At 34.9% G+C, this 24,950-nt stretch carries 31 protein-coding genes; 11 read left to right on the top strand and 20 right to left on the bottom strand.

Going from position 1 to position 24,950, the window contains the following annotated elements; translation table 11 throughout:
• Positions 1 to 6: 6 nt before the first annotated feature.
• The 5 genes from ACF3N8_RS05790 to ACF3N8_RS05770 all read right to left on the bottom strand — a co-directional run bounded on the left by ACF3N8_RS05790 (position 7) and on the right by ACF3N8_RS05770 (position 2,557).
• Entirely contained in the window at positions 7 to 645 is a 639-nt protein-coding gene (locus ACF3N8_RS05790) for a hypothetical protein (RefSeq protein ID WP_238094228.1), read from the bottom strand.
• Positions 626 to 1,522 carry a phenol-soluble modulin export ABC transporter ATP-binding protein PmtA gene (gene pmtA / locus ACF3N8_RS05785; RefSeq protein WP_009385025.1) on the bottom strand — a complete coding sequence of 299 codons (897 nt, stop codon included), beginning with the start codon at positions 1,520 to 1,522 and terminating at the stop codon, positions 626 to 628. The genes ACF3N8_RS05790 and pmtA overlap by 20 nt, the downstream gene beginning before the upstream one ends.
• A complete protein-coding gene (pmtR, locus tag ACF3N8_RS05780; protein ID WP_009385023.1) occupies positions 1,519 to 1,899 on the bottom strand; it encodes a PSM export ABC transporter transcriptional regulator PmtR in 381 nt (126 codons plus the stop codon). The genes pmtA and pmtR overlap by 4 nt, the downstream gene beginning before the upstream one ends.
• Positions 1,900 to 2,111: 212 nt before the next feature.
• Complete coding sequence (locus ACF3N8_RS05775) at positions 2,112 to 2,288, bottom strand: SE1626 family protein (protein WP_009385021.1); 177 nt, start codon at positions 2,286 to 2,288, stop codon at positions 2,112 to 2,114.
• Positions 2,289 to 2,461: 173 nt separating this feature from the next.
• Positions 2,462 to 2,557 (bottom strand): Trp-rich small protein, encoded by a 96-nt coding sequence (locus tag ACF3N8_RS05770; protein WP_009385019.1) that lies wholly within the window; start codon positions 2,555 to 2,557, stop codon positions 2,462 to 2,464.
• A 198-nt stretch (positions 2,558 to 2,755) separates the two neighbouring features.
• Between ACF3N8_RS05770 and ACF3N8_RS05765 the strand changes: the two genes are divergently transcribed.
• Positions 2,756 to 4,045 (top strand): aminotransferase class I/II-fold pyridoxal phosphate-dependent enzyme, encoded by a 1,290-nt coding sequence (locus ACF3N8_RS05765; RefSeq protein ID WP_009385018.1) that lies wholly within the window; start codon positions 2,756 to 2,758, stop codon positions 4,043 to 4,045.
• Positions 4,046 to 4,379: 334 nt separating this feature from the next.
• Here ACF3N8_RS05765 and ACF3N8_RS05760 read toward each other — a convergent pair whose 3' ends face one another.
• Positions 4,380 to 4,847, bottom strand: a complete 468-nt coding sequence (locus ACF3N8_RS05760) for a DinB family protein (RefSeq protein ID WP_009385016.1) — start codon at positions 4,845 to 4,847, stop codon at positions 4,380 to 4,382.
• 58 nt (positions 4,848 to 4,905) lie between these two features.
• On the opposite strand from ACF3N8_RS05760, the gene ACF3N8_RS05755 reads away from it, so the two are divergent.
• Complete coding sequence (locus ACF3N8_RS05755; protein WP_009385014.1) at positions 4,906 to 5,412, top strand: methylated-DNA--[protein]-cysteine S-methyltransferase; 507 nt, start codon at positions 4,906 to 4,908, stop codon at positions 5,410 to 5,412.
• 129 nt (positions 5,413 to 5,541) lie between these two features.
• Here the strand turns inward: ACF3N8_RS05755 and ACF3N8_RS05750 are convergent, their stop codons facing one another.
• A complete protein-coding gene (locus ACF3N8_RS05750; RefSeq protein ID WP_274515707.1) occupies positions 5,542 to 5,655 on the bottom strand; it encodes a type I toxin-antitoxin system Fst family toxin in 114 nt (37 codons plus the stop codon).
• A gap of 94 nt (positions 5,656 to 5,749) precedes the next feature.
• Here ACF3N8_RS05750 and ACF3N8_RS05745 point away from each other — a divergent pair, with 94 nt between their 5' ends.
• On the top strand, positions 5,750 to 5,923 hold the full coding sequence (locus ACF3N8_RS05745) for a hypothetical protein (protein WP_156093042.1): 174 nt from the start codon (positions 5,750 to 5,752) through the stop codon (positions 5,921 to 5,923).
• A 612-nt stretch (positions 5,924 to 6,535) separates the two neighbouring features.
• Here ACF3N8_RS05745 and ACF3N8_RS05740 read toward each other — a convergent pair.
• The 3 genes from ACF3N8_RS05740 to groES all read right to left on the bottom strand — a co-directional run bounded on the left by ACF3N8_RS05740 (position 6,536) and on the right by groES (position 10,049).
• Positions 6,536 to 7,612 (bottom strand): Fic family protein, encoded by a 1,077-nt coding sequence (locus tag ACF3N8_RS05740; protein ID WP_392450406.1) that lies wholly within the window; start codon positions 7,610 to 7,612, stop codon positions 6,536 to 6,538.
• Between the two features lie 481 nt (positions 7,613 to 8,093).
• Entirely contained in the window at positions 8,094 to 9,716 is a 1,623-nt protein-coding gene (gene groL, locus ACF3N8_RS05735; protein ID WP_238094207.1) for a chaperonin GroEL, read from the bottom strand.
• Between the two features lie 48 nt (positions 9,717 to 9,764).
• Positions 9,765 to 10,049 (bottom strand): co-chaperone GroES, encoded by a 285-nt coding sequence (gene groES, locus ACF3N8_RS05730; RefSeq protein WP_392450404.1) that lies wholly within the window; start codon positions 10,047 to 10,049, stop codon positions 9,765 to 9,767.
• 178 nt (positions 10,050 to 10,227) lie between these two features.
• Between groES and mroQ the strand changes: the two genes are divergently transcribed.
• A complete protein-coding gene (gene mroQ, locus ACF3N8_RS05725; RefSeq protein WP_009384245.1) occupies positions 10,228 to 10,974 on the top strand; it encodes an intramembrane glutamic endopeptidase MroQ in 747 nt (248 codons plus the stop codon).
• Positions 10,975 to 11,150: 176 nt separating this feature from the next.
• Positions 11,151 to 11,930, top strand: a complete 780-nt coding sequence (locus ACF3N8_RS05720) for a carbon-nitrogen family hydrolase (protein ID WP_017176855.1) — start codon at positions 11,151 to 11,153, stop codon at positions 11,928 to 11,930.
• 397 nt (positions 11,931 to 12,327) lie between these two features.
• On the opposite strand, the gene ACF3N8_RS05715 is transcribed toward ACF3N8_RS05720, so the two are convergent.
• Genes ACF3N8_RS05715 through ACF3N8_RS05695 form a run of 5 tightly spaced genes read right to left on the bottom strand, consistent with a single transcriptional unit; the run spans position 12,328 to position 12,941 of the window.
• Positions 12,328 to 12,405, bottom strand: a complete 78-nt coding sequence (locus tag ACF3N8_RS05715; protein WP_142382114.1) for a delta-lysin family phenol-soluble modulin — start codon at positions 12,403 to 12,405, stop codon at positions 12,328 to 12,330.
• Positions 12,406 to 12,460: 55 nt separating this feature from the next.
• Complete coding sequence (locus ACF3N8_RS05710) at positions 12,461 to 12,538, bottom strand: delta-lysin family phenol-soluble modulin (RefSeq protein ID WP_142382114.1); 78 nt, start codon at positions 12,536 to 12,538, stop codon at positions 12,461 to 12,463.
• Positions 12,539 to 12,594: 56 nt separating this feature from the next.
• Positions 12,595 to 12,672: a delta-lysin family phenol-soluble modulin gene (locus ACF3N8_RS05705; RefSeq protein WP_142382114.1), complete on the bottom strand. Its 78-nt coding sequence runs from the start codon at positions 12,670 to 12,672 to the stop codon at positions 12,595 to 12,597.
• 56 nt (positions 12,673 to 12,728) lie between these two features.
• Positions 12,729 to 12,806, bottom strand: a complete 78-nt coding sequence (locus tag ACF3N8_RS05700) for a delta-lysin family phenol-soluble modulin (RefSeq protein ID WP_009384249.1) — start codon at positions 12,804 to 12,806, stop codon at positions 12,729 to 12,731.
• 57 nt (positions 12,807 to 12,863) lie between these two features.
• A complete protein-coding gene (locus tag ACF3N8_RS05695) occupies positions 12,864 to 12,941 on the bottom strand; it encodes a delta-lysin family phenol-soluble modulin (RefSeq protein ID WP_100223791.1) in 78 nt (25 codons plus the stop codon).
• A gap of 481 nt (positions 12,942 to 13,422) precedes the next feature.
• Here ACF3N8_RS05695 and ACF3N8_RS05690 point away from each other — a divergent pair, with 481 nt between their 5' ends.
• The 4 genes from ACF3N8_RS05690 to agrA are packed head-to-tail and all read left to right on the top strand — an operon-like array spanning position 13,423 to position 16,181.
• The gene (locus ACF3N8_RS05690; RefSeq protein ID WP_238101019.1) at positions 13,423 to 13,992 is read left to right on the top strand and encodes an accessory gene regulator AgrB; all 570 of its coding nucleotides are present in this window, start codon (positions 13,423 to 13,425) and stop codon (positions 13,990 to 13,992) included.
• A gap of 2 nt (positions 13,993 to 13,994) precedes the next feature.
• Positions 13,995 to 14,135 carry a cyclic lactone autoinducer peptide AgrD gene (gene agrD / locus ACF3N8_RS05685; RefSeq protein WP_009384253.1) on the top strand — a complete coding sequence of 47 codons (141 nt, stop codon included), beginning with the start codon at positions 13,995 to 13,997 and terminating at the stop codon, positions 14,133 to 14,135.
• Positions 14,136 to 14,159: 24 nt separating this feature from the next.
• The gene (gene agrC, locus ACF3N8_RS05680) at positions 14,160 to 15,452 is read left to right on the top strand and encodes a quorum-sensing sensor histidine kinase AgrC (protein WP_026049014.1); all 1,293 of its coding nucleotides are present in this window, start codon (positions 14,160 to 14,162) and stop codon (positions 15,450 to 15,452) included.
• Positions 15,453 to 15,464: 12 nt separating this feature from the next.
• Positions 15,465 to 16,181 carry a quorum-sensing response regulator AgrA gene (agrA, locus tag ACF3N8_RS05675; protein ID WP_009384258.1) on the top strand — a complete coding sequence of 239 codons (717 nt, stop codon included), beginning with the start codon at positions 15,465 to 15,467 and terminating at the stop codon, positions 16,179 to 16,181.
• 43 nt (positions 16,182 to 16,224) lie between these two features.
• On the opposite strand, the gene ACF3N8_RS05670 is transcribed toward agrA, so the two are convergent.
• From ACF3N8_RS05670 to ACF3N8_RS05655, 4 genes are all read right to left on the bottom strand, one after another.
• Positions 16,225 to 17,718 (bottom strand): GH32 C-terminal domain-containing protein, encoded by a 1,494-nt coding sequence (locus ACF3N8_RS05670; protein ID WP_238101034.1) that lies wholly within the window; start codon positions 17,716 to 17,718, stop codon positions 16,225 to 16,227.
• Between the two features lie 474 nt (positions 17,719 to 18,192).
• A complete protein-coding gene (locus ACF3N8_RS05665; protein WP_009384262.1) occupies positions 18,193 to 18,417 on the bottom strand; it encodes a sulfurtransferase TusA family protein in 225 nt (74 codons plus the stop codon).
• 14 nt (positions 18,418 to 18,431) lie between these two features.
• The gene (locus ACF3N8_RS05660) at positions 18,432 to 19,520 is read right to left on the bottom strand and encodes a YeeE/YedE family protein (RefSeq protein ID WP_009384264.1); all 1,089 of its coding nucleotides are present in this window, start codon (positions 19,518 to 19,520) and stop codon (positions 18,432 to 18,434) included.
• Between the two features lie 131 nt (positions 19,521 to 19,651).
• Complete coding sequence (locus ACF3N8_RS05655) at positions 19,652 to 20,308, bottom strand: redox-sensing transcriptional repressor Rex (protein ID WP_238101017.1); 657 nt, start codon at positions 20,306 to 20,308, stop codon at positions 19,652 to 19,654.
• 128 nt (positions 20,309 to 20,436) lie between these two features.
• Here ACF3N8_RS05655 and ACF3N8_RS05650 point away from each other — a divergent pair, with 128 nt between their 5' ends.
• Together ACF3N8_RS05650 and ACF3N8_RS05645 are read left to right on the top strand one after the other, a co-directional pair.
• Positions 20,437 to 22,374 (top strand): ABC-F family ATP-binding cassette domain-containing protein, encoded by a 1,938-nt coding sequence (locus ACF3N8_RS05650; RefSeq protein WP_238102084.1) that lies wholly within the window; start codon positions 20,437 to 20,439, stop codon positions 22,372 to 22,374.
• Between the two features lie 320 nt (positions 22,375 to 22,694).
• Positions 22,695 to 24,278 carry a DNA mismatch repair protein MutS gene (locus ACF3N8_RS05645; protein ID WP_009384269.1) on the top strand — a complete coding sequence of 528 codons (1,584 nt, stop codon included), beginning with the start codon at positions 22,695 to 22,697 and terminating at the stop codon, positions 24,276 to 24,278.
• A 204-nt stretch (positions 24,279 to 24,482) separates the two neighbouring features.
• On the opposite strand, the gene ACF3N8_RS05640 is transcribed toward ACF3N8_RS05645, so the two are convergent.
• On the bottom strand, positions 24,483 to 24,908 hold the full coding sequence (locus ACF3N8_RS05640; protein WP_009384271.1) for a VOC family protein: 426 nt from the start codon (positions 24,906 to 24,908) through the stop codon (positions 24,483 to 24,485).
• Positions 24,909 to 24,950: the final 42 nt, after the last annotated feature.

Raw genomic sequence — 24,950 nt, 5'->3', positions numbered from 1 at the left:
AAATTCCTATATAACAATGCCTTCAATAAGGTCACCTCCGCTTCGATGTCGTTTGATAAAATGATTCGCGAATAGGTAAGAGCCGATGAATAGTACGGTCGTTACCGCAAAGAACGCGTATCCGAAATAGTCAAAGTACGGCATTCGGAATGTCAAATTGCTCATAGGTGCGATATGGAAGAAGAGTACCACATAGGCAATGATAAAATAAATGATTGAACTTATAAGTTTGTGCCAATGTTGTTCAAAACATATCGGGGCCAACATGATATTCGTTAGGAATGTTAGCCCTATGATGACAAGTAAAATTTCAAGTGTGTAAACAGTCTTTATCATAGGTAGTGATATGAGATATAGTACGATTTGAATGAGCGCGATATATAGCGAATATAAATACGTACTATTGATAAAAGCTGCATCAGTTAATGGTAAACTTCGGTATGTGATATGCATGTTATTATGGTGAATGCGTTTCTTGATAAAGATAAATGACGTACTTAAACATCCAATAAAGGTTAACATTACTAGGCTTAAGAAACCGCGAACACTATCTAGAAACTGAGCAAGCACCAGCCCTATTAGTAATGCCAATGCATAGTACTTAATAATATCGAGCTTCAAGTTTCTAAGAAAGAGTGCTTTCATAACGCTCACCCTCAATCGACGTATCCTTGTCCTTTTCAAAATGAACCATAATGTCTTCAATCGACGCATCATCAATCACTACTTTAGGTCCAAACAATTCTTTAAAGACTGCGCTGTCTTTCGTTAACGCTTCGTAGCCTGTGTGATTAACAGTCTTGTGAATCAAGAGTTGATCAAGTTCGGCATCTAAATCCTTATCATCACCGCGAACGATCTTGTACGTATTTAAGAGGTCATCTTTAGATGTTTCAAATTGAATCTGACCTTGCTTTAAATACACAATGTAGTCCGCTATGCGTTCTAAGTCTGAAATGATATGCGTTGAGAAAAAGACTGTCTTATCCTCGTTAATCAGCTCCTCTTGAATAATCGATAAGACTTCAGAACGAACGACCGGGTCAAGTCCTGCAGTAGGTTCATCTAATACAAAGAGTTCTGCTTCATGGCTAAAAGCAATGGTAATGGATAGTTTCATCTTCATACCCGTTGAGAAATTTTTAATCTTTTCATTATGAGGTAACTTGAAATAATTAAGGTAATGTTCAAACGTGTTTTCATTCCAATTTCGGTAAAACTTCGATAGCATGCGTGACACTTTCTTAACATGCCAATTGTCGTTTAAGTAAAGCTCCGAGTATACAAAGCCAATTTTATTCTTTATCTCAACAGGATCTGCTTTCATTCCCTTACCAAATAAATGAATCGTACCTGACTTAGGTCTAAGTAAGTCCATCAGCAGGCGAATTGTCGTTGTCTTACCAGACCCATTTGCGCCAATAAACCCCGTCACATAGCCTTTAGGAATCGAGAAATTCAAGTTTTCAAGTTCAAACGCTTTCCGCTGGTAACTCACATCTTTAAATTCAACTACATTCATTCATCTTCCTCCTCGTATATGAGGGCAATAATGTCTTGCAATTCCTCAAGCGACATATCGATTGTCTTAGCTTCCTTCGTTATTTGCTTCGACAACGATTCAATCACCATAAATTGTTTTTCCCTTAAGATAGCCGTATCTTGACCTTTCACAAAGGTGCCCTTTCCTCTGATTGTTGTCACAAAGCCATCTTGCTCTAAATCTTCATAAGCACGTTTCGTCGTGATGACGCTAACACTTAAATCTTTAGCGAGTTCCCGCATGGAAGGTAAATGTTCTCCATGATATAACTTCCCTTTAAGGATTTGCGTCTTAATCTGCCGCTTAATTTGTTCATATATCGGCTGATCACTACTACTATTCAACAATATCTTCATGGCTGTCCTCCTTCGCTTGTGTATATACATAATATATACAATATATACAGATTTGTAAACCCCTCTTTTTTGAAAAGTCCTTTAATTACCTTTGTTTAAGTACTTTAGATTTCGTAAGTGTATATAAACAGTATATACACATAAATAAAGCGCTCAAACAATTTCGATTGTCTAAGCGCATTTTCATAAAAATGATCATGAATGAAGATGATTTATTTATTTCGTTTATTACGTTCATTATGTCGATTAATGAAAGCGCAAATAATAAATAAAATACTTGCGATTAAGATTTTTATGCCAGATCCCTCTTCGCCTACTGTTTGTAAAATGATGCCTACTATAAATAGTACAATAGCCAACGTTACAAATATCTTCGTTAAGTGTTTCATGCTTTCACCTCATATTTTTTTATCACTATAACGTTAACATATCATGCGGTATGAAGTATGGAACATTCTTAAGATTGCGGCTTATAATACAACGTGGTACAATTTAATTGTATCCACGGATTAATTACACTTCCCCATATCTGTTGCAGCAGATGTGGGGATTTTTCATGTAATTATTTCTTATTTTTCCAATTGATTTCTAACCAACAACGGAAAATAATGAGTAAGCCACCTGTAATTAAAGTCATTATAAAATTCTCCCACGGCATAATTACACCTCCATACGCTTTGTGATACTTATATGTTAAGTGGCCTGTTTGTATTCTAACACAAAAACTAGAACATATGTTCGTATATGTGTTCTTTTTTTGTAAATTATTTTTAAAATGGGTGACATGACTTTAAATTTTGGGCTTTTCAATATAAAATTAGTATTAAACGACTAAAAGAAAGAGGATGAACAATTAATGAATCCAATCGCATTAGAACTCAACGAAAAATTAAAAAAATCTTCTCCTAAATTATTGGACATGTTCTCTGACCTAGGTTCTAGTATGTATTATCCGAAGGGCATTCTTTCTCAATCTGCAGACGCTAAAGCGACTAAATATAACGCAACTATAGGCATGGCGACAAACGATAAAGGTATGATGTACGCGGATGACTTATACGACGTCTTCAACCACTTGCCAGAAAACCAAGTATTCCCTTACGCGCCGCCACAAGGATTAGAATCACTTCGCACTTTATGGTTAAATAAATTCCTTAAAGAAAATCCAGACTTAAACGAATCTCAAATTACGAAACCAATTGCTACTAATGCATTAACGCACGGACTATCTCTTGTTGGTGACTTATTTGTTGATCACCATGATATGGTCCTACTTCCAGAACACAACTGGGGTAACTATAATTTAATCTTCGGTGTTCGCCATAATGCGAATATGGAGACGTTTCCTATCTTTAACGAAGATGGTAGCTTTACTACAGAACACTTTTTAAACTGTGTTCAAAAGTTAGACGAATCGAAAGTTATTTTACTATTAAACTATCCAAACAACCCTACAGGTTACACACCTACTAAAGAACAAGTCGACGAACTTGTCGAAGGTGTTCGTATCCTAGCTGATAGAGGTACTTGTGTCATAACGGTCGTTGATGACGCATATTACGGATTATTCTACGAAGATGTATATAAGCAATCTATCTTCACAGCACTTACGCAACTTAATCACGAAAACGTATTACCAATTCGCTTAGATGGTGCGACGAAAGAATTCTTTGCTTGGGGCTTCCGAGTTGGATTTATAACATTTGGCTTAGAGAATCAAGATGCGAAAGACGTTATGGAAGCTAAAGTAAAAGGCCTAATCCGTAGTAATATCTCAAGTGGTCCGATGCCGTCTCAAGCTGCGATTACACACGTACTTGAAAACAATGAACAATTTGATAAGCAAATTGAAGCTAATGTTGAGACACTTAGAGAACGTTACGAAGTGACGAAAGAAGTCGTATATCGCGACGCATATAAAGAATTATGGCAGCCATATGACTTCAATTCAGGCTACTTCATGGCACTTCGTGTTCACGGCGTTAAACCTGAAACACTTCGTAATCACCTCATTGAAAAGTACAGCATTGGTATTATCGCTTTAAATAAGAAAGACATTCGAATCGCGTTCAGTTGCATTGAAAAAGATGATATCGAGTACGTGTTCGAAACTATCGCAAAAGCAATTAAAGAACTACAAGAATAGACTTTATATAAAGAAAGCTATAGGTGATACGACCTGAGTCGTATTACCTATAGCTTTTTTGTTTAAGTTGGCGGTTGGTAGTGTGTTGCGGCTACTATTAGCGTTGAAACTTGATGACAGTTTCGCCATCACGTTTCAAGTGTGTTGAGACTTGATTAGGGATCGCTAATCAAGTTTCAAGGGCTCTGAAACTTGATCACGGTTTCACCATCAAGTTTCAAACGCCTTGAGACTTGATGACAAATCATTCTTGATAAACCGTACGACCTTCCACCCTTAAATAAGGAAACGCGAGGCCCTTAACAAGCCTCGCGTCTCATATATCAACTCCGAATTATGCTTCTGCACGGATAATTCGAGCCATTTCTTCAATTTTACCTGTATGAAGTGGAATATGCATTGTATTTAGGATGAGTAAACCTCGAACCGTCTCTTGACCTACAATCGGTTCAGGTAATTCAGTCTCTAAATCTTCATCTGTAAGCGTATCTAATCTTTCAGGAATTGTACCTAGTAACTCTACAATTTCATTAACAGATGGAATTTCTTTGCCATCCCAATCTTCAGGCTTCGTGCCATTACCAAAGTTCTTATTATAAGCTTCAATATCTACTTTGTTTTTATCTACAAATGATAACGATAACTCAAATACCGTTAATATATGTCCGAGTTGCCAGTGGATGTTATTTGGAAAATGTTGATAATTTAATTCAGCAATTGGTTCCCATTCAAACTTTTCATATTTCTTAATTAAAAAATCCGTACTCATTTTTAATGAATCAAAAATATATTGCTTATTCATCTTATTTTCCCCCTATAAAAGTATATGATATTCTTTACTATGAAAGGAGAGCTTCCACATGTATTTTCGTCAAAACATTGAAACACCACTAGGCAAAATGATCGCCATAGCGGACCATCATTCAATCGTAGCTTTATATTTTGAAGACGCTACGTTTAAATTTGACTTCGTTCATAAATTAGCCCAATCTCATAGAATCGTTGATGAGGCTAATCCAATCATTGAAAAGACTAAACATCAAGTCAATGCATTCATTAACGGCGAACTTAGAACATTTACTATCCCTTTTTCAGTAGAGTTTGGCACGCCTTTTCAGCAAAAGGTTTGGCATACAGTTAAATCCATCCCTTATGGTTCCACTGTAACATACCAAGATATTGCAAATCGCATTCAAAAGGTTGATGCCTCTAAAGCAGTTATCACTGCAACCAACCAAAATCATCTACAAATATTAATTCCTAGTCATCGCGTGACAAATCTAGATGGAGATTTAAACACGTTTAATGGTGGTATAGATAAGCAAAGTGCTTTAATACAAATTGAACAAAATCCTAGTGAGGCCTAGCGGTAGAGAGACATTTGTACTATGTAACATTACATGTTATACTTTAGTTAACAAAGATGAGTAGTAAAAACCACCAATCCCCAACCTACGGCCATAGGTTGGGGATTTTTTTGGTGGGGTTATCGTCGCCTATTTATTGTCACGTTTTGATAACCAATGTTTAAATAACGCGACAACGCACCCTGAAATTATGGGTGCTATTAGTGAAACAAAGATGAATAGCAAAAAACCACCTCCTCTCATGCGGTATTATCGCCACATAGAGAGTATAGGCGACCTAATAAGTATATCATTTAAAGACTTTTTAACAAATACGATTAACCACGGAGGCGATTATATGCGTAAATTTTTTAATCCAATTATTTTATCTGTTATAACGTTACTAAATATCATTTGGTTTATTGTAATTATTTCTCTAAAGGATCTTTCTTTAAGGGAAAAGCTACTTATCATCGCACCAGCTTTCTTAGGTGGTACAGCCTACATCAAATCATATAAAGACTTTATGTAATACCATCCAAGCATTGAGGCTAATTAAGCCTTAATGCCTTTTTGTTTACTACTTTCCTAGTTGGTTTTAATGAAGCTAATAACGATACCATGTACTTAGTCAACAATTTTTATACTTCAATAAATCCTTATCATAGAATCTCCTAACTTCTCATTCTTTATTTAGCCCTAATCACGTAAATAATCATTAAAGTATGCCTAACTGTCTCATATATTTCTTAACTGTAAATGTTATTGCTTTAATGTGACAATTATTACCATACGAATACAGTTAGGAACTCAATAAGGACACCTAGGCAATTACCAAATATTTTATAAAAAAATATTTCCACAATACTCGTTTTCAAATACGATATTGTACTAAAATACCCCACCTTAATTGGTGGGGCGATTAATCTTACTTTCATACAAGTAGCTTAATGAAAACTACAACTGTTAAGGTCACTACTCCTTATACAGAGCTACTATTTTTGAGCAAGTAGTTCTTCTACAAACTTATCATCGATTTCATAAACAACTGGATTACTTTTTATCTTAATAAGCTTAGTATCATATTCCTTTATAACTTTGTTTATTTTATTTCTCGAAAAACCTGTAATTTCTTGAACACTTTTTAGGCTAATTCGAGCGTATTTGCTTCCAAATATTTTATCTTGCAATAGAACAAATAGAATACCGAAATCATAATTATCTTTTGATATTTTTTTAATGCTAGGCCCAATTTATCGATAATGCGAATATTCTTTTCAAAACTTTCAATAATATTATTTTGTCTTATGATTAGTAAGTCTAGCATTTCTTTAATAAATGTAGTTAATTCACCTTTATTATAGTAATTAGATGCCTCTTCAAAAGCTTTATAGTATTTACTTTTATGGTTATTAACAGTATAAGAAAATGTAAGAGCGGTAAAACGATCTAAGCTATCATTCAACATTTTAGCTATCATACATCTTCCTACCCTGCCATTTCCATCGTAGAATGGGTGTAAGTATTCAAATATAAAATGACTGGCCATAATCTTAAATATCTGAGGCGCATCAAAATTTTTAACAAACTCCAACATTAGCGTTAAGTTTTCAAAAAGCTCAGGTTCAGAACATTCATTTCTGTGAATCCATTTGTTTTTAGATTCGTCATAAACCCCTATACCTTGTCTCCTAAACAAATCACCATCCGGTAAGTCTTTGTCTTTAATTTCACCTGAAACAATTGAATCAAAAATTTTTCTTATGTCTGAAATAGAGTTAATCCCAATATTATAATCTTCAATCATTAGATATTGGTTAACTAGCCCATCAAATCTTTTATGATACCCTTTTGTATTATTAATAGATTCTGCTATTTCTTCTTTAGTACTTTTAATATTTTCTATTTCATTCGTGCTTTGTAATTCATTAATAAGCAAGTGATTTATATATGAATGATTAGCTACTTCTGGCAACATAGATGACAATAGCTTAATTTTTTTTGTATTAGTCAAAACACTTTCTAAATTTGAAGCTAGTTCTTTATTTAATACAAAGAACAATGGATAACAAGTTTCAGACTTTTGTTTCCCGTCTTGAATTGGATGAATATGTATGTTCATTAAATAAGAGGCAAAGCTATCTCTTCTCGTTTCGTATTCTAATTCAAACTTTTTCCAATCATACATATGAAATAATATTTTTAAAGGCTTATATTCCATTCAATCACACCTTTATTAGGCATATTTTGTAAATATGACTTTTATCTTTTTGATTATAACTAATTTTTTTTAATAAAATAAAGGATTTTCAAGTTCAATATCTATATAGGTGGTTAAATATACGAGTTATACATCATTAATACCTCTAAGCTTTTCAAGCGTATCATTAGTGAAAAGGCCAAAAATATATTTTACAGCTTAAGCGAATGACGCGATAACATATCAATAGACTGTCATAATTCATCGAAATCATCTTCCAATAATGATTCGAGAATCTCAGGCTTGCTTATCAAAGAGACACAGGAACGACTGCCCCATAAGGAAATTTAAACAGCTAAACTTAAACAAACGTTGCATAAAGTTATAAAAAGACGCCTCCCACTTCAAAACATGGAAAGCGTCTCAACACCATAATATTTGATATATTTTTATTTATATTCGACCAAAAGTAACCACTTAAATTCAGTGCTTACGGCCTATCTTACATCATACCTGGCATGCCGCCCATTGATGGACCTTCATTACCACCGTTCTCTTCTGGTAAGTTAGCTACAACCGCTTCAGTTGTTAAGAACATTGCAGCCACGCTTGCCGCATGTTGTAAAGCAGAACGTGTAACTTTAGTTGGGTCTACAATACCTGCTTCTAACATGTTAACCCATTCGTCAGTAGCAGCGTTATAACCTACACCGAGTTCAGCATTTTTCAGACGTTCTACAATGATAGAACCTTCTAAGCCAGCATTTTCAGCGATTTGACGCACTGGTGCTTGAAGGGCTTTTAACACGATATTAATACCTGTTTCAATGTCGCCATCAGCTTCAATTTCGCTAACTTTCTTGTAGATATTTAATAATGCAGTTCCACCACCTGCTACAATACCTTCTTCAACTGCAGCACGTGTTGAGTTTAATGCATCTTCAATACGTAATTTACGTTCTTTTAATTCAGTTTCTGATGCAGCACCAACTTTAATAACTGCTACACCGCCAGCTAATTTAGCTAAGCGTTCTTGAAGTTTTTCACGATCGAAGTCTGAATCTGTTTCTTCGATTTGTGCTTTTAATTGATTAACACGTGCATCGATGTTTGTGATATCGCCATCACCATCTACAACAGTCGTGTTATCTTTCGTAACTTCAACTTTATTAGCTGAACCTAACATATCGATTGAAGCATCTTTTAATTCTAAACCTAACTCATCTGTAATTACTTGAGCACCTGTAAGAATAGCTAAGTCTTCTAACATAGCTTTACGACGATCACCGAAACCAGGTGCTTTAACCGCTACTGCAGTGAATGTGCCGCGCATACGGTTTAATACTAAGTTTGTTAATGCATCGCCTTCAACTTCATCCGCAACGATTAAAATTGGACGGTTAGATTGAACAACTTGTTCAAGTAACGGTAGAATGTCTTGGAATGAAGAGATTTTCTTATCTGTAATTAAGATATATGGTCTTTCAAGCTCCGCTACCATCTTGTCAGAGTCAGTAACCATGTATGGTGATTGGTAACCACGATCAAATTGCATACCTTCAACAACTTCTAATTCTGTATTGAAACCATTAGATTCTTCTATCGAAATAACACCGTCGTTACCAACTTTTTCCATAGCTTCAGAAATGTAGCGACCTACTTCTTCGTCGTTCGCTGAAATTGAACCAACTTGTGCAATTTCTTCTTTATTTTCAACTTTTTGAGAAATTTCGTGTAACGCTTCAATCGCTACGGCTACAGCTTTATCGATACCTTGACGCAGACCAACTGGATTTGCACCACTTGTTACGTTTTTTAAACCTTCTTGAATCATTGCTTGTGCAAGTACTGTCGCAGTTGTAGTACCGTCACCAGCGATTTCATTTGTTTTATTCGCAACTTCTTGAACAAGTTTAGCACCCATATTTTCATAAGGGTCTTCTAATTCAATTTCTTTAGCAATTGTTACACCATCGTTCGTGATTAATGGTGCTGTATATGTTTTATCTAATACAACGTTGCGCCCTTTTGGACCAATTGTTACTTTAACTGCGTTTGCAAGTTTATCAACACCACGTAGCATTGCTTGTCTTGCATCTTCTGAGAATTTAAGTTCTTTCGCCATGAATCATGACCTCCTAAAATTTCGTATTACGATGTATATCAGTCTATTTTATTCGATTACTGCAAGTACTTCTTCTTCTGATAAGACAAGATATTTCTCGTCTCCTTGCTTAATTTCAGTGCCAGAATATTGTTGATAGACAACATGATCACCAACACTTACTTCAGGTTTAACACGCTCACCATTGTCTAATAAACGTCCTGGTCCTACAGCGACGATTTCACCTTCATTGGTCTTCTCTTTAGCAGTATCAGTTAACACAATACCACTTTTAGTTGTTTGCTCTTGTTCTTTCTTTTGAATAATCACTCGATTTGCTAATGGTTTAAGCATGATGTTTCCTCCTTCAGGTTCACATAATTTAGCACTTTCAAGTTATGAGTGCTAATATAATTTTATAATAATCAAAATTGGTCAACAATTCAAGTCATACGATTCGACAGAAACTTTGTTAAATGAATCTTTCTACGATAAAATGAAAACGTTAACCAAAATCTTATGGAGGTCTTTTATGAGAAGAGGCATCGTGGCACTACTCACTGTCGCAATATATTTATGCGCGCAATTTATACCAGGCTTATTAGTCGGTTCAGGTCTATTTGGAGATATGAATAAGATGGAACTGTCTAAATTAGCTATCTTTATGCAACTAGGCTTATTTGTGATTTCTATCCTAGCTGTTATTTTCTTACATAAAATGGTGAAGAACAGATTACCACTTGAAACTGAGGCATCAAGGTTAAAGCCAGCCTACATCGTGCTTGTAATCGTGCTTGGTTTCATCACCGTAATCTTTTTCCAAATTATCGCAAGTTTAATCAATACATTCGTATTCCAAATTGAACCTTCAAACCAGAATACACAAAAACTTATGGAAGTAGCGAAACAAATTCCATTATTCATCTTCTTAATTGCGGTTATTGGCCCAATATTCGAAGAATATGTATTTAGAAAGGTCATTTTTGGCGAATTGTACAGCCGAATGAAAGCACCTAGAATCGTTAAAATCATAATTGCTACAATTATAAGTTCTGTCATATTCGCAATTGCACATCAAGATTTACCTAACTTCTTAAATTACTTCGGCATGGGTGTAATTTTCTCATTATTATACGCGTACACAAGACGCTTAATCATTCCTATCGCCGTACACATTTTAATGAACTCAATCGTCGTTCTGATTCAACTGAACATGCCAGAAAGCCTTAAACAAGAGGCTATGGAGAAGACGTCATTCATTATAAATTTCTTATTTTAATATGATAACGAGACTGAGATGCACACATGAGTGTGATGCATGTCAGTCTTTTTTATGTCTCATCATTTCGGTACCTTATCGAAAGGCCTTTTCCATTATGAAAAGCCCTATCCCAATGCCAACACTTTGAAAGTTGAGATGTAATTTTATACAGTAAGCTTAAGAGGTGAACATATATGAAGGTACAATTATTTCAATTTAAAATAGAAGCAGCACAATTTGAACTTAACAAAGAGAAAATTAAAGATTTATTTGAGTCGAAACTAGATGCTCAAACAGAAGTCGTGGTGCTACCTGAAATGTGGAATAACGGTTACGCACTTGAGGCGTTAGACGAACTCGCAGATGAAAACTTACAAGAGAGTAAAGCGTTTATTGCGCAACTTGCGCAAATGCATAACGTAACTATTGTAGCAGGATCAGTAGCCAATAAGGTTGACGGACATATTTACAACACGAGTTTCACCGTTAATTCAGATGGCGAGATATTAAATCAATATGACAAAATTCATCTCGTACCAATGCTTGATGAACCAAAATTCTTAACGGGCGGTACAAAGATGCCTCAAACCTTTCAACTTAAAGAAGACGTGCGCGCATCACAAATTGTTTGCTATGACTTAAGATTTCCTGAACTCAATCGTTCCGTCGCGCAACATGCAGCGATTACATTCTACGTCGCTCAATGGCCACTAGCCCGTATCGACCATTGGATTAAGTTACTTCAAGCACGCGCAATTGAAAATAATATGTACGTTGTAGGTTGTAATGCATGCGGTGAAGCATTAGGTACGACGTATGGCGGTAATTCTTGTATCATCAATCCAAATGGAGATATCGTGAAATCACTAGATACAAACGAAGGTCATATTGTCGAGACACTTAACCTATCTGAAGTCGAACGTCAGCGCCAACAAATCCCAGTATTAGACAATCTTCGAAACGACCTCTATTAGCATAAAAAAAATAAACCCGAGCTTGGGAGGGACTCGGGTTTTTATTATTAAGGGAATGTTTATTTACAGTTATTACTCTATCTATTTTGGGGATGTTTTATTTAATTATGAAAAAATTTAGTGAATTTACCGATTGTTTAATGATAAATTGAATGATGCTTACGATAGCTTTTATAACTACTTGCTAAACTTTACGGCATTAGCTTCCAAATGATACATATCAAATATTATCATAGGGTAACCCTATGCTTTTAAAAGGATGAATTATTTTTTGAATTTTTTAACCATGTCTGCGATGAAACGACCTAATTCGATTAAAGCTTTGAAGATATCGCCTGCCATTATAAGTGCCTCCCTTCTCAATTGAGATAAATTAAGATTAGATATTCAAGACTAATTATTTTTTGTATTTTTCAACTGTGTCGATGATCCATTTGATTAAACCGTTGATTGTGTTCATGATATCGCCTGCCATTATGAGTCACTCCTTTCGTGTATTATTTTAGAAAAATGAAATAATTAAGTTTCAATTATTTTTTGTATTTTTCTACTGTGTCGATGATCCATTTGATTAAACCGTTGATTGTGTTCATGATATCGCCTGCCATTATAAGTCACTCCTTTCGTTTGTTTATTTAGGAAAAGTTAAATCTTTAATCTTCAATTATTTTTTGTATTTTTCAACTGTGTCGATGATCCATTTGATTAAACCGTTGATTGTGTTCATGATATCGCCTGCCATTATGAGTCACTCCTTTCATGTGTTTATTTAGGAAAAGTTAAATCTTTAAGCTTCAATTATTTTTTATATTTTTCTACTGTGTCAGCGATCCATTTGATTAAATCGTTGATTGTACCGATGATATCTCCTGCCATGATAAGTCACTCCTTTCTCAATTGAGATGAATCTTAAAAATTAATTTAAAAGACTAATTATTTTTTATATTTTTCAACTGTTTCAGCGATCCATTTGATTAAGTCTGTGATTGTACCCATGATATCTCCAGCCATGTTAATTCACTCCTTTTATATTTGTTGTTGAAATTAAGAACATTCTAAAATACCTTCAAAATAATAATGACTTATTATTTTTGAGTGTATTTGTCGATAGTTTCACCTAACCATTTGAAAAAGTCCATGATAGTTTTACCGATATCGCCTGCCATTATAATGCCCTCCTTCCTACAATTTGTTTCAGGAATAACACCTACAAATTGTTTCACAACAATAATAAACGTAGTAGTTACCTCAAAAATAATCCTTTGATTTTGTATCACTTATCTGTGATATGTCTATATTGAAACATAGAAATTCAAAATAAAAAGAGTTAGTGCCTAACTCGAAATTTTAAGTTCTTACTTGTCATGATTTTTATGTTAAAATGTATTTATCATCATCAAGATGACAGTTTAGAATTAAATGTTAACAGTTAGGCAATAAATACACAGTTTGTACTTTTTTCTATATAATAAGAATTAAGGAGAGTGGTGCAATGCAAAAGCTATTAGATACATGGATTGATAAATTTGCATTGACCCTGCAAAAGAAAAACAATTTAGATCGTATTTCATATCTGAAAATACGTTTAGGCATCCAGATAGTACTGGGGAATTTGTTTAAAGGAATTGTTGTTTACGGACTCGCTCTCCTATTGAGTATATTCTTTTACACACTAACTGTTCATTTATTTTATTTCGTATTGCGCTTTTTCGCGCATGGAGCTCATGCAAAATCATCATTTCTGTGTCATGTACAGAATCTTTTAATTTTCATTCTGTTGCCATGGCTAATTGTACATTTTGAAATACCTTATACTTTCTTTTTCGTATTGAGTTTGATTTCTTTAATAATGGTTATTCTATTAGCACCAGCTGCTACAAGAAAGCTACCTATTAAAGAAAGTCGTAAGAAAGGGAAAAAAGTTAGAGCAATTATAACTACTATAGTAGTTATTGCGCTTTCATTTTTTGTGCAAGAGCCGTACCAACAGTTAATGTTAACTGGAATTGTTATTGAAGCCATAACGCTATTACCAATATTTTTTCCTAAGGAGGACAAATAATTATGAATATCTTTTCTATCTTCGCAAAAGTATTAGCTGACGTATTTTCTAAAATTGGAACTTTCGGTTCAATCCGTATCTGCTACGGTTTCTTCGATGAAGCTGAAGTACCTCAAGAATTAATCGACGAAGCAAATAAATAAAAGTTAGAAAGTGTGTAAAATTATATGGCAGTTTTATCGACATTTCTATTAGCTTTATTTCAAGCAGCTATTTTGTTCATAGTTGCCAATATAATTTTAAGTATTGATTATTCTAGAAGGGATTATATTTCTATTGTATTAGGGGTAATAGTCCCTTCTACTATTTTATTCATCTTCTTAAAGCAATATACGCTTATACTCCTTATAGTCCTCTTTATTATTTTCTTTTATAAAAGAGCAAGTATTATAGGCGTTATATCTGCCCTATCAAGTATACTTATTTTATATTTGAGTAACGTCCTAACTGTTGTATTAACTGTAGAATTTGAAGAATATTTTCATGTCAAATGGCTATCATACATAATGTATGGTTTTTGTTACTTAACCATGTCTATCGTACTAGCGTTTTTAATACGATTTATCATTTATAAATTTAAAGCATCAATCTTGTATATTAATAAATATTATTTATTTGCGATGTGCTTCCTTTTAGCTATTACAATATTTTTAATATATAGATTTATGCCTGATACAGTATCTACTATCGAGCAATTTGATAATATAACTTTTGTATTTTTAGGTTTTATTATAATAATGCTTGTCATCATCGTTATTATTACTATTAATGTAGCCAGAGAACTAAAATATAGACACTACAAAGAAGAGTTAGAAACATATTATAAATACACACTTAAAATCGAAAGTGTTAATAATGATATGCGTAAATTCCGTCACGATTACATCAATATTTTAGCTACACTCTCAGACTTCATTCGCGAAGATGACATGGAAGGTTTAAGAGATTACTTTAACAATCATATTTCTCCTCTACAAGATAGCTTTCAACAGAAGAACTTTAAATTAAATGGTGTCGAAAACCTCCAAGTTAGAGGTATTAAAGGTTTACTTACAACCAAGGTTTTACAGGCTCAAGAAAAAGATATTCAAATCAGCGTGGAAGTTGCAGATCCTATTGATTATATTAATATGAATATGGTTGATTTAAGTCGAATACTTGGTATTATCATGGACAACGCGATTGAAGCATCAGAGCAAATTAAAAAACCTATCATTCAAATCGCATTTATCAAAACGGATAGTTCTATCATAATAATCGTGATGAATAAATGTTCTAGTGACACCCCTCGTGTACACCAATTATTTAAAAAGGATTTCTCTACTAAAGGGAAAAACAGAGGTGTCGGCCTTTATACACTTAAAGAGATTACAGATTCAACTTCAAATGTACTACTCGATACAACGATTGAAGGCCAATACTTTATACAAAAATTAGACATTTTAAATGAAGATGTATAAGGAAGTGTTGAGATGAAAATTTTAATTTGTGAAGATGATGAGCGTCAACGTGAACGCATGGTTTCAATCATTGAGAATTACATCATGATTGAAGATAAACCTATGGAAATCGAAATTGCCACAAATGATCCTTACGAGTTACTCGAACACTCTAAAAACATGACTGATATTGGATGTTACTTTTTAGACATTCAACTCGAATCAGATATTAATGGAATAAAATTAGGTAGCGAGATCCGTAAACATGACCCAATTGGCAACATCGTATTTGTTACAAGTCATAGTGAGCTCACGTATCTCACTTTCGTTTATAAGGTTTCAGCAATGGACTTTATTTTCAAAGATGATATTGATGAACTTAAGACGCGTGTTATAGATTGTATCGAAACTGCACACTCTCGATTAGACTTATTATCTAAAGAAAGTAACGTTGAAACAATTGAATTAAAACGCGGCAGTAATTCAGTATATGTGCAATATGACGATATTATGTTCTTTGAATCATCAACCAAATCACATCGTTTAATTGCTCACTTAGACAATCGTCAACTTGAATTTTACGGTAATCTAAAGGAACTCGCTCAAATCGATGACCGCTTCTTTAGATGCCATAACAGCTTCGTGCTTAACCGTAATAATATAGAACGTATTGATTCTAAAGAACGTATTGTCTACTTCAAGAACGAAGAATATTGTTACGCTTCGGTTCGTAACATCAAAAAAATATAGGTATTATATAGATGCCTTGAACACACTTAAAGCCAAGATGAACTTAGGATTCATCTTGGCTTTCTTCTTGTTCAGGTTCTTCAATAATCGATTTTAAATCATATTTTGTTAACTTCATGTACACTTGTCCAGATTCTGTTGAAGTACGTATGTACTTCGAATCTTTCGATGGGAAGATACGACTACTTAGCACACGCTCACCATCATTGCAGAATATTTCAATACTTGATGCATCAACAAAAATACGTAATTGTTTAAGTTCTTCCTTAAGCGTGGTTGACGTTCTTGTTTCACACGGTTCAGGCAATGGACCACTTTCAGAACGGTCTAACGTTAATTGATTTAAACGTTTGTTATAAATAATATGCGTTGCTTCGAATTTTGAAGCACGTAATTCAAAGTACAATTCTGTCGCATCATTTTCTAAAATATCTACAATGAGTTCATACTCTGTACCTTCAAATGGGTGTAATTGGCGATTAAATTTCGTTGCATAACCTAATGCGGTTTCTTCGTTATATCTCAGTGATTTTAAATCCTCTAAAGGACGCTGTTTGAGATCCCCATTTTCAATCGTTAACACTCTAGGGACTGTTAAGCAATTACGCCATTGGTCTTTATCTGAAGGATATGTGACGTCAGGCATAGACATATTCGCAAATAAAACGCGCGCTTTATGTTCATTTAAGAATGTTTTCGGTGCGTAAAAATCAAAGCCATCATCTAACGTTTTAAAGTCACTATGGGTAAATGTCATATCGTTAAATTCAAGCATACCCTTCGCATAACCCGTTAAGTAGCGCGTAGACGCTTGGTGCTTTTCCTCGAAGCCATAAATAATGAAGTCGAGATGATTCAGTCTAAAATAATCTGGTGCGACACGTCTTATACTCTCATCAACGAACGACGTTTGAACTTCACCAACATACGTCCATTGAAACGGATGTACTGCCTTGTAAACAATAATTGTACCTTTGCCCTCTTGATTCTGACCACCAAGAAATGCATACATACGACCTTCATGCATCACGACATTCGGATCTCTAACCATATTGAAATCGCCTTGATCATGCGTAATCACAACTTCTTGTTGCTTTAAAATCGAGCCATCATTCGTAAGCTTAGCAACGTGTTGTTTATAAATTGGTTCGTCATCATTAGATACAGTTGTGAACATCATATATAAATCATTATCATAAATAAATGATGAACCGTCTCCTAAGCGACGATCTTGGTCGATGATTTCAGGTGTCATATATGTATGATGCGGTTTAAGATGCGTAAGTTGATCACCTTTGAAATGGTACCAATATGGTAACTGATGATCTGTGCCATTAGGGAAATTAACCGTTTGAATGAAATAAGTATGGTTATAGAATATTAAGCCAGACATCTGCTGCATAACGCCTGTAGGTGGTTGAATATGGTAGGTTTGTCTATAAATAGAGGTATTCACTTTCTCTTTTAATGCTTCTACTTCTTCAGGTGTTAAATCTTCGTAATGTTGAAATTGTTCTTTTTCTGTCCATGTGCGCATTGTCAAAACATCCCCTCTTTAAAAGTCCAGTCAAACCTATTTCTCATTCCGATTGAAATAGTACGTTTATCCTTATTTTATCACATCAACAGGAATGTAATCATTATTTCACGTATATTAAATCAAAAAGCATTAATATATCGTGATTAAAATTAGCGTCAACACAATTTCTAAAATTAGAAGGGTCTGAAACATAAGTCGTGAAATAAAGCATTTAAGCTTTATTTCATACAATTCTCAAAACAGCTGACTCAGAGGGCGGGGCCCCGGCAAAGAAATTTGCGTAGCAAATTAACAAGCTATGCAAGCTGGGGCTCTTTATTATGAACAAAGAAGCCTGAGCTTCTTTGTAAGTCCAACTATCGTATTGAAAATACGAGTTGGACTTTAGAAGACTACAGGCTCCGGCCATGCCCCAGGAAAGCATGCTGTTTAAGGGAATTGTAAATTATGTCCCAGACCCCCATTTAGCTATTAAGCTTTTTGAATTGTAATCGTCCAAGAAGCATCTCCTAATTGCTCGTAGTTCGTAACGGGATAGCCGTTCTCAGCTGCGAAGTTAGGTAAAGCTTCTGTTGCCTGTGTACAATCGAAATCTATTTTAAGTTCGTCACCATTTTCGAGCTCATTCATTTTTTTCTGAGCTTCAATTAATGGAAACGGACATACCATTCCTACTGTTCCTAATTCATATAACATAACAAATCCTCCTATTAAGCCGTTTGTGTACCACGACTTGAAGTCGCTGTAGATGATTGGTGCTGTACTTTCTTCATAGGTCTTACAAACATGAAGTAACTCATAAACCATGATCCTACAATCATTGAAGCAAGTCCAATCCAACCTTGCCAAGACATAGCAGCTGTTGCAACTAAACCGTTACCAATCGAGCAACCGCCTGCAACTGCTGCACCAAAGCCCATACATACACCGCCAATCACACTATTACGGATGGTCTTTTTATCGGGTAAACGCCATTTAAATTCACGTGAACCTTTAGCTGCGATGTATGAACCAATAAAGATACCTAATACTAAGGAGACACCCCAATCAAGCGCGCTCATATCACCTGACACAAGGAATGTAACGATATTTGATGATGGTGTCGTAATACCAAGTCCACCCTCACGACCAGTAGACGTACTCATCGGCCACGCGATAAACGCGATTAAGCCAACTCCTATTGCCGCAACAAATGGGTGGAAGCGCTTTTCAAAGAGAATATGTCTGAAACCAGTATACTTTTGCTTCAGTTTAGGCATCGGTATCTTAGGTTTCGGTTTACGTAACGTCTTAACGACAAAGAATAATGTGATTAGCGTTAAGAGTAGCACAAATACCCACATTGGCACACCTGTAGACGAAGCCATATCTGCGTTCGCTACGGTATGCGTATTAATCTTATCCATTAAAGGCTTTAAAACACCATGTTTCGTGGCTGCTGCACTTAATGCGTAAAAGACAAGTGCGACAAAGCTCCCTATGAGACCTTCGCCAGCTCGGTACCAAGTACCTGTAGCACAACCGCCTGCTAGGATAATACCTACTCCAAAAATAAACGATCCAATAATCGTTCCTATAATTGGAAATGTTTCATTATGAATCGTAAGTAAGCCTGTGCGAGTGAGAATAAGTAATCCGATACTTTGTATCGTAATCGCAATCAGTAGTGCATAAAACATCTTATTATTTCGTTGAACGTACATATCTCGAAAGCCGCCAGTTAAGCAAAAGCGCGTTCGCTGCATGACGAATCCTAGTAAGATACCAACGATCAACCCACTTATAATGATCCAAGTCATAACTTATCTCCTTTATATCCGACTTATATGATAAGTTTAATAATAATAGAGACTTGAAGAAACTTCAACCCTAAATTTAAGACACGACATAAATGGTTTTCACCACTTACCTCGTGTCTTAAAATCGCGCTTTATTTACCATAATTCTTCATAAAGAATAGTAAGGATTGTAATTCGATACCTAAATCAATTTGATGTACTTGTACCTTTGTTGAAGTTGTAATACGTCTTGGCGTGAAGTTTAAGATACCTCTTACACCTGCTTTAGACGCATAATCCGCTACCTCTTGGGCAGCCTTTTCAGGTGTAGTAATAATAACCACTTCAATACCTTCTTCTTTAATAACCTTTGGTAAGTCATCTAAATGCTTAACATTCACATTACCGATATCACTACCAACAACCGCTTCATCTATATCGAAAGCTTCTGTAATCGTCATTTCATCATGAATTGAAAAGTTATATGTAAGTAACGCACGTCCTAAGTTACCCACACCAATTAAACCTATTTTAATTTCGTCGCTTTCACTCAGTTCAGATTTAAAAAACTCAAGTAAGCTATCTATGTTGTATCCGTATCCCTTTTTACCAAGTTCACCAAAATATGAAAAATCACGACGAATTGTTGCGGAATCTATATTTAAACCTTCACTTATAATTTTCGAATTTACACGCTCTACACCTTTAGATTTTAGCGTGTTCACAAAACGATAATACAAAGAAAGTCGCTTTAAAGTCGCACGTGGAATTTTTACTGAATCATGTTCCACCGTATAAAATCCCTCCATTAGTAGTTTATGTGATGTCTTTCACAGAATATACCTAATTATAACTGATAGTTCACTCAAAATAAACAGTTACTATTTCAACTTATATCTTTATCATGTAAAATAATCATATTGCGAGGTGCGGAATAATGATTTTATTACAATTAAACAATATAACAAAATCATTTGATGGAGAAGATATTTTTCAAGATGTAAACTTTGAAGTTAAAACTGGCGAACGTATTGGTATTGTTGGTCGTAATGGCGCAGGAAAGTCAACACTTATGAAGATTATAGCAGGCGTTGAAAATTACGATGCCGGCCATATCTCTAAAGTTAAGAATCTCAAACTAGGTTACTTAACACAACAAATGATGTTAAATTCTAATAAGACCGTCTTCGAAGAAATGTCTGAACCTTTCAACCATTTAAAGGAAATGGAAGCAAAGATGCAGCAAGAAACGAATTGGTTAAGTGTGCATGCTGATGAATATGATACGGAAACTTATCGAGAGCACATCGCGCGATACGAAACATTATCTAATCAGTTTGAACAACTTGAAGGTTATCAATATGAAAGTAAAATTAAGACCGTGCTTCATGGACTTAATTTTAAAGAAGCTGATTTCGATCGCCCTATTAATGACTTTAGTGGTGGACAAAAAACGCGCTTATCTCTTGCTCAAATGTTATTGAAAGAGCCTGACCTACTGTTACTTGACGAACCGACCAACCATTTAGACATGGAAACGACTGAGTGGCTTGAAGATTACTTAAAATTCTTTAAAGGCGCCATTATCATCATCAGCCATGATAGATTCTTCCTAGATAAAATTGTTAAACAAGTATACGATGTGGCTTTAGGTGAAGTTAAACATTACATCGGGAACTATGGTCAGTTTATCAAACAACGTGATCAATATTATCAAAAACGTATGCGTGAATTTGAACGTCAACAAGACGAAATTAAACGCTTAGAAACCTTTGTTGATAAAAACATCGCTAGAGCATCGACGAGTGGTATGGCGAAAAGTCGTCGTAAAACACTTGAGAAGATTGAACGTATTGATAAACCAATGTTGGATGCGAAACAAGCTAATATCCAATTTGATTTCGACCGTAATACTGGAAACGATGTGATGCATGTTAAAGACTTATCTATTGGCTACAACGATGTCATCACAGAAGGCATTCATTTTGATGTGACTAAAGGTGACCACATCGCGATTATAGGTCCTAATGGTATTGGTAAATCCACATTAATTAAGACGCTATCTAATGATTTACCTGCTTTAAATGGTCATGTTCAATACGGTGCTAATCTAAAAATTGGCTATTATGACCAAAAACAAGCCGAGTTTAAATCATCTAAAATAATCCTCGATTACATTTGGGATCAATACATGCATCTCCCTGAAAAGGAAGTTCGAGCTATACTCGGACGCTTTCTATTTGTACAAGATGATGTGAAAAAGGTCATTAACGATTTATCTGGTGGTGAGAAAGCGCGACTACAACTTGCTTTATTAATGCTTGAACGTAATAACGTGCTTATTCTAGATGAGCCTACTAACCATTTAGATATCGATTCCAAAGAGATGTTAGAACAAGCACTTAAAAACTTCGAAGGCACGATCATCTTTGTTTCTCACGACCGTTATTTTATTAACGAGATTGCGACGAAGGTCTTTTCAATGCAGAAAGGCCACCATCGTATGTACATCGGTAACTACCAATATTATCTTGATAAATCAGAAGAAGAACGTGCACTGAATGCGATAGAAGAAGCGTCAGACGGCGCTGATTCTAAAGTTGATACAAGTGATGTGTCGTATCAAGATCATAAGGAAGCTAAGAAGCAGATTCGTAAATTAGAGCGAGAAATAGCCTCTATTGAACAAGAAATTTCGTCACTTGAAGCTCATATCGAATCTATTGATGAACAATTAACCGACCCCGAGGTATTTAACGATCCTGAAAAAGCAGCAGCATTTGCTGATGAAAAAGAACAAACCGAACAAGAATTAGAACAGATTATGGAAAACTGGGAAATATTACAAGAAAAGTTATCAGAGTATCAAAGTTAGAATTGTGTGGTAAGTAGAATTTTTCACTTACCACATTTTTTATTCACCACACATTCAACCTTTATTCACACTAAAAGACCTTATTTACCAACTATCCACAGAGTTATTCCAGTTATCCACAGGTAAATTGTAACTACCCACAAATTTCATACACATTTTTCAAATGCTTATACACACCATTATGCCTAAGTTATCCCCAAGTTGTTCACAAATTGTTGATAAGTACGCATGTTCCCTATTGACACCGTACAAATTGAAACAGTTAAAAATGTTATAAAAATTTGATACAATATACTTAACTTTTGAAGAAAGGTGTTTCTATGACTGCTTTTAGCTTTTTCGGATTGCTCATCGTTGTGTTTATCATTGTTATCATAGTTACGATCGTTAACGAACGTATCAGGCTCAAGCAAAAACTCAGAACTTTGTGGGATAGACAGGAACCTTATGAAGATTTTGAGCGTAAGAATGCCTCGTACGATGATTACTTTAGACTTCGTTCACCTCATTACAACGCTCATTTACTCATTGATGATAAGACGTGGTCTGATGTGAATATGGATCAAATCTTTAGACAAATGAACTATTGTTTCAGTTCTATTGGTGAAATGCATCTATACGCAACCTTACGAAACATGTTTCAAGTGAAGGATAATAAGGTTTTAAGGGCTTTTAAAGAGGATTCTACATTTAGATTAAACGTTTCATCACTACTTTCAAAGATTGGTAAACGTACCTACCCGACTTACAAGCAAACGCGCGTGATCAATACATATCATAAAAGCTTTATCTTTCTATGCTTATTACCGCTACTTAGTATCGCGTTATGGTTCGTGTCACCGATGTTTATCTTCGTCACAATCTTGTCTATGGTTATTAATTTGGCATTGAGCTATAAATATTTAATGGTAATCAGTAAGGATTTAGGTGATTTATTCTTTGCAGGACGTGTTATTGAGACTGCACACAAATTAGCTACGCTTGATGTTCTTAAGGACCAACATGATATCGATTTCTCTAAGTTTAGTAAACTTTTTAAGTATCGCTTTCTACTTGCCCAAGATAGTTCGATTATGGGGCAGGTATTCGCATTCTTTAAACAATTATTCTTAATCGATTATCATATTTATAATTTACTTAAGGAAAAGCTTTTAAATAACGAGGACGAAATGTTTAAGTGTATCGAATTTGTAGGCGATATCGATACAGCATATGCCGTTTCACTTTGGCAAGAGACATTACCTTATTATATCGAACCTACGATTACGAATAATCAAGTAGCGTTTGAAGATTTATATCATCCACTATTATCTTACCCAGTGGCAAATGACTTCGAATTTGATAAAGACGCGTTAATTACAGGTTCTAACGCTTCTGGTAAATCTACATTTATGAAGTCTATCGCGATTAACTTGATACTTGCTCAATCCGTACGAACGGTTACGGCTGAGGCATTTACGTATCGACCAGGAATCATTCGGACAGCAATGGCAAATGCAGACGATGTCATGAGTGGCGATAGTTATTTCATGGCTGAAATTAAATCAATCAAGCGATTGGTTGATATACAGACTAAGCATCCTTATTACTTATTCATTGATGAAATCTTTAAAGGGACCAATACTAAAGAACGCGTAGCAGCGTCAGAGGCAGTATTACGCCATATTCATAACCTTCCTACTACGAAGTTAATGGCTGCGACACATGATATTGAATTGACGCAATTACTTGATGATATGTGTGATAATTATCACTTTAATGAAAAGATCGAAGATGACGAAATTTTATTTGATTATACAATTAAAGAAGGACCTGCAGATACACGTAATGCGATAGAGTTATTACGTATCACAGGATTTCCTAAAACGGTTTACAACAAAGCCATTCAAAATGTCAAAACATGACGTGAGAGCTAAATTAATATAAATAAAAAAACAGGCTAGGATATAAGTCGAGAAATAAAGCTAATTAGCTTTATATAAAGCAATTTCCAAAACAGCTGACTCCTAGGGGAGTAGCATGAGTCCGGAGACTACAGGCTCCGGCCACGCCCCAGGAAAGCATGCTGTTTAAGGAAATTGAATTTATTATCCTAGCCTGGTTTTATTTTATTGATATGCGTTAATCATCCAAGTTATGCCAAACGGGTCTTCAAACATACCATAAAGTGGTGACCAAGGTATGCGGCCTAATGGCATACTCGCTTCACAACCACCTTCTATCGCTTTATTAAAGAAAGCTTCAGCTGCTTGTCGATCCGCTTCATCTTCATATTTAAATTGAAAGGCAATGTTGACACCGGAATTATTGATATCTTCATCACCTTGTACGTCACTACACATGAATGTTTTACCTAAAATCTTAAATGATGCATTCATTGTGAAATCTTCTGGTAATCGCTTATCTTCGTCTGCTTCTTGAAACATTTCATGGTCGCCTGGAACACGTTTAATATCCGTAGCACCTAAATATTTTTCATAGAACTCGAGCGCTTCAATACTATTTTTAAAGGTAAAGTATGTGATTGCTTCCACTTTTCCATCTCCTTCGTTAAGATACTCATATCGTAAACGTTT

Source organism: Staphylococcus massiliensis (assembly GCF_043186315.1).
Classification (GTDB): Bacteria; Bacillota; Bacilli; order Staphylococcales; family Staphylococcaceae; genus Staphylococcus; species Staphylococcus massiliensis.
This window is presented reverse-complemented; position numbering and strand designations above follow the sequence as displayed.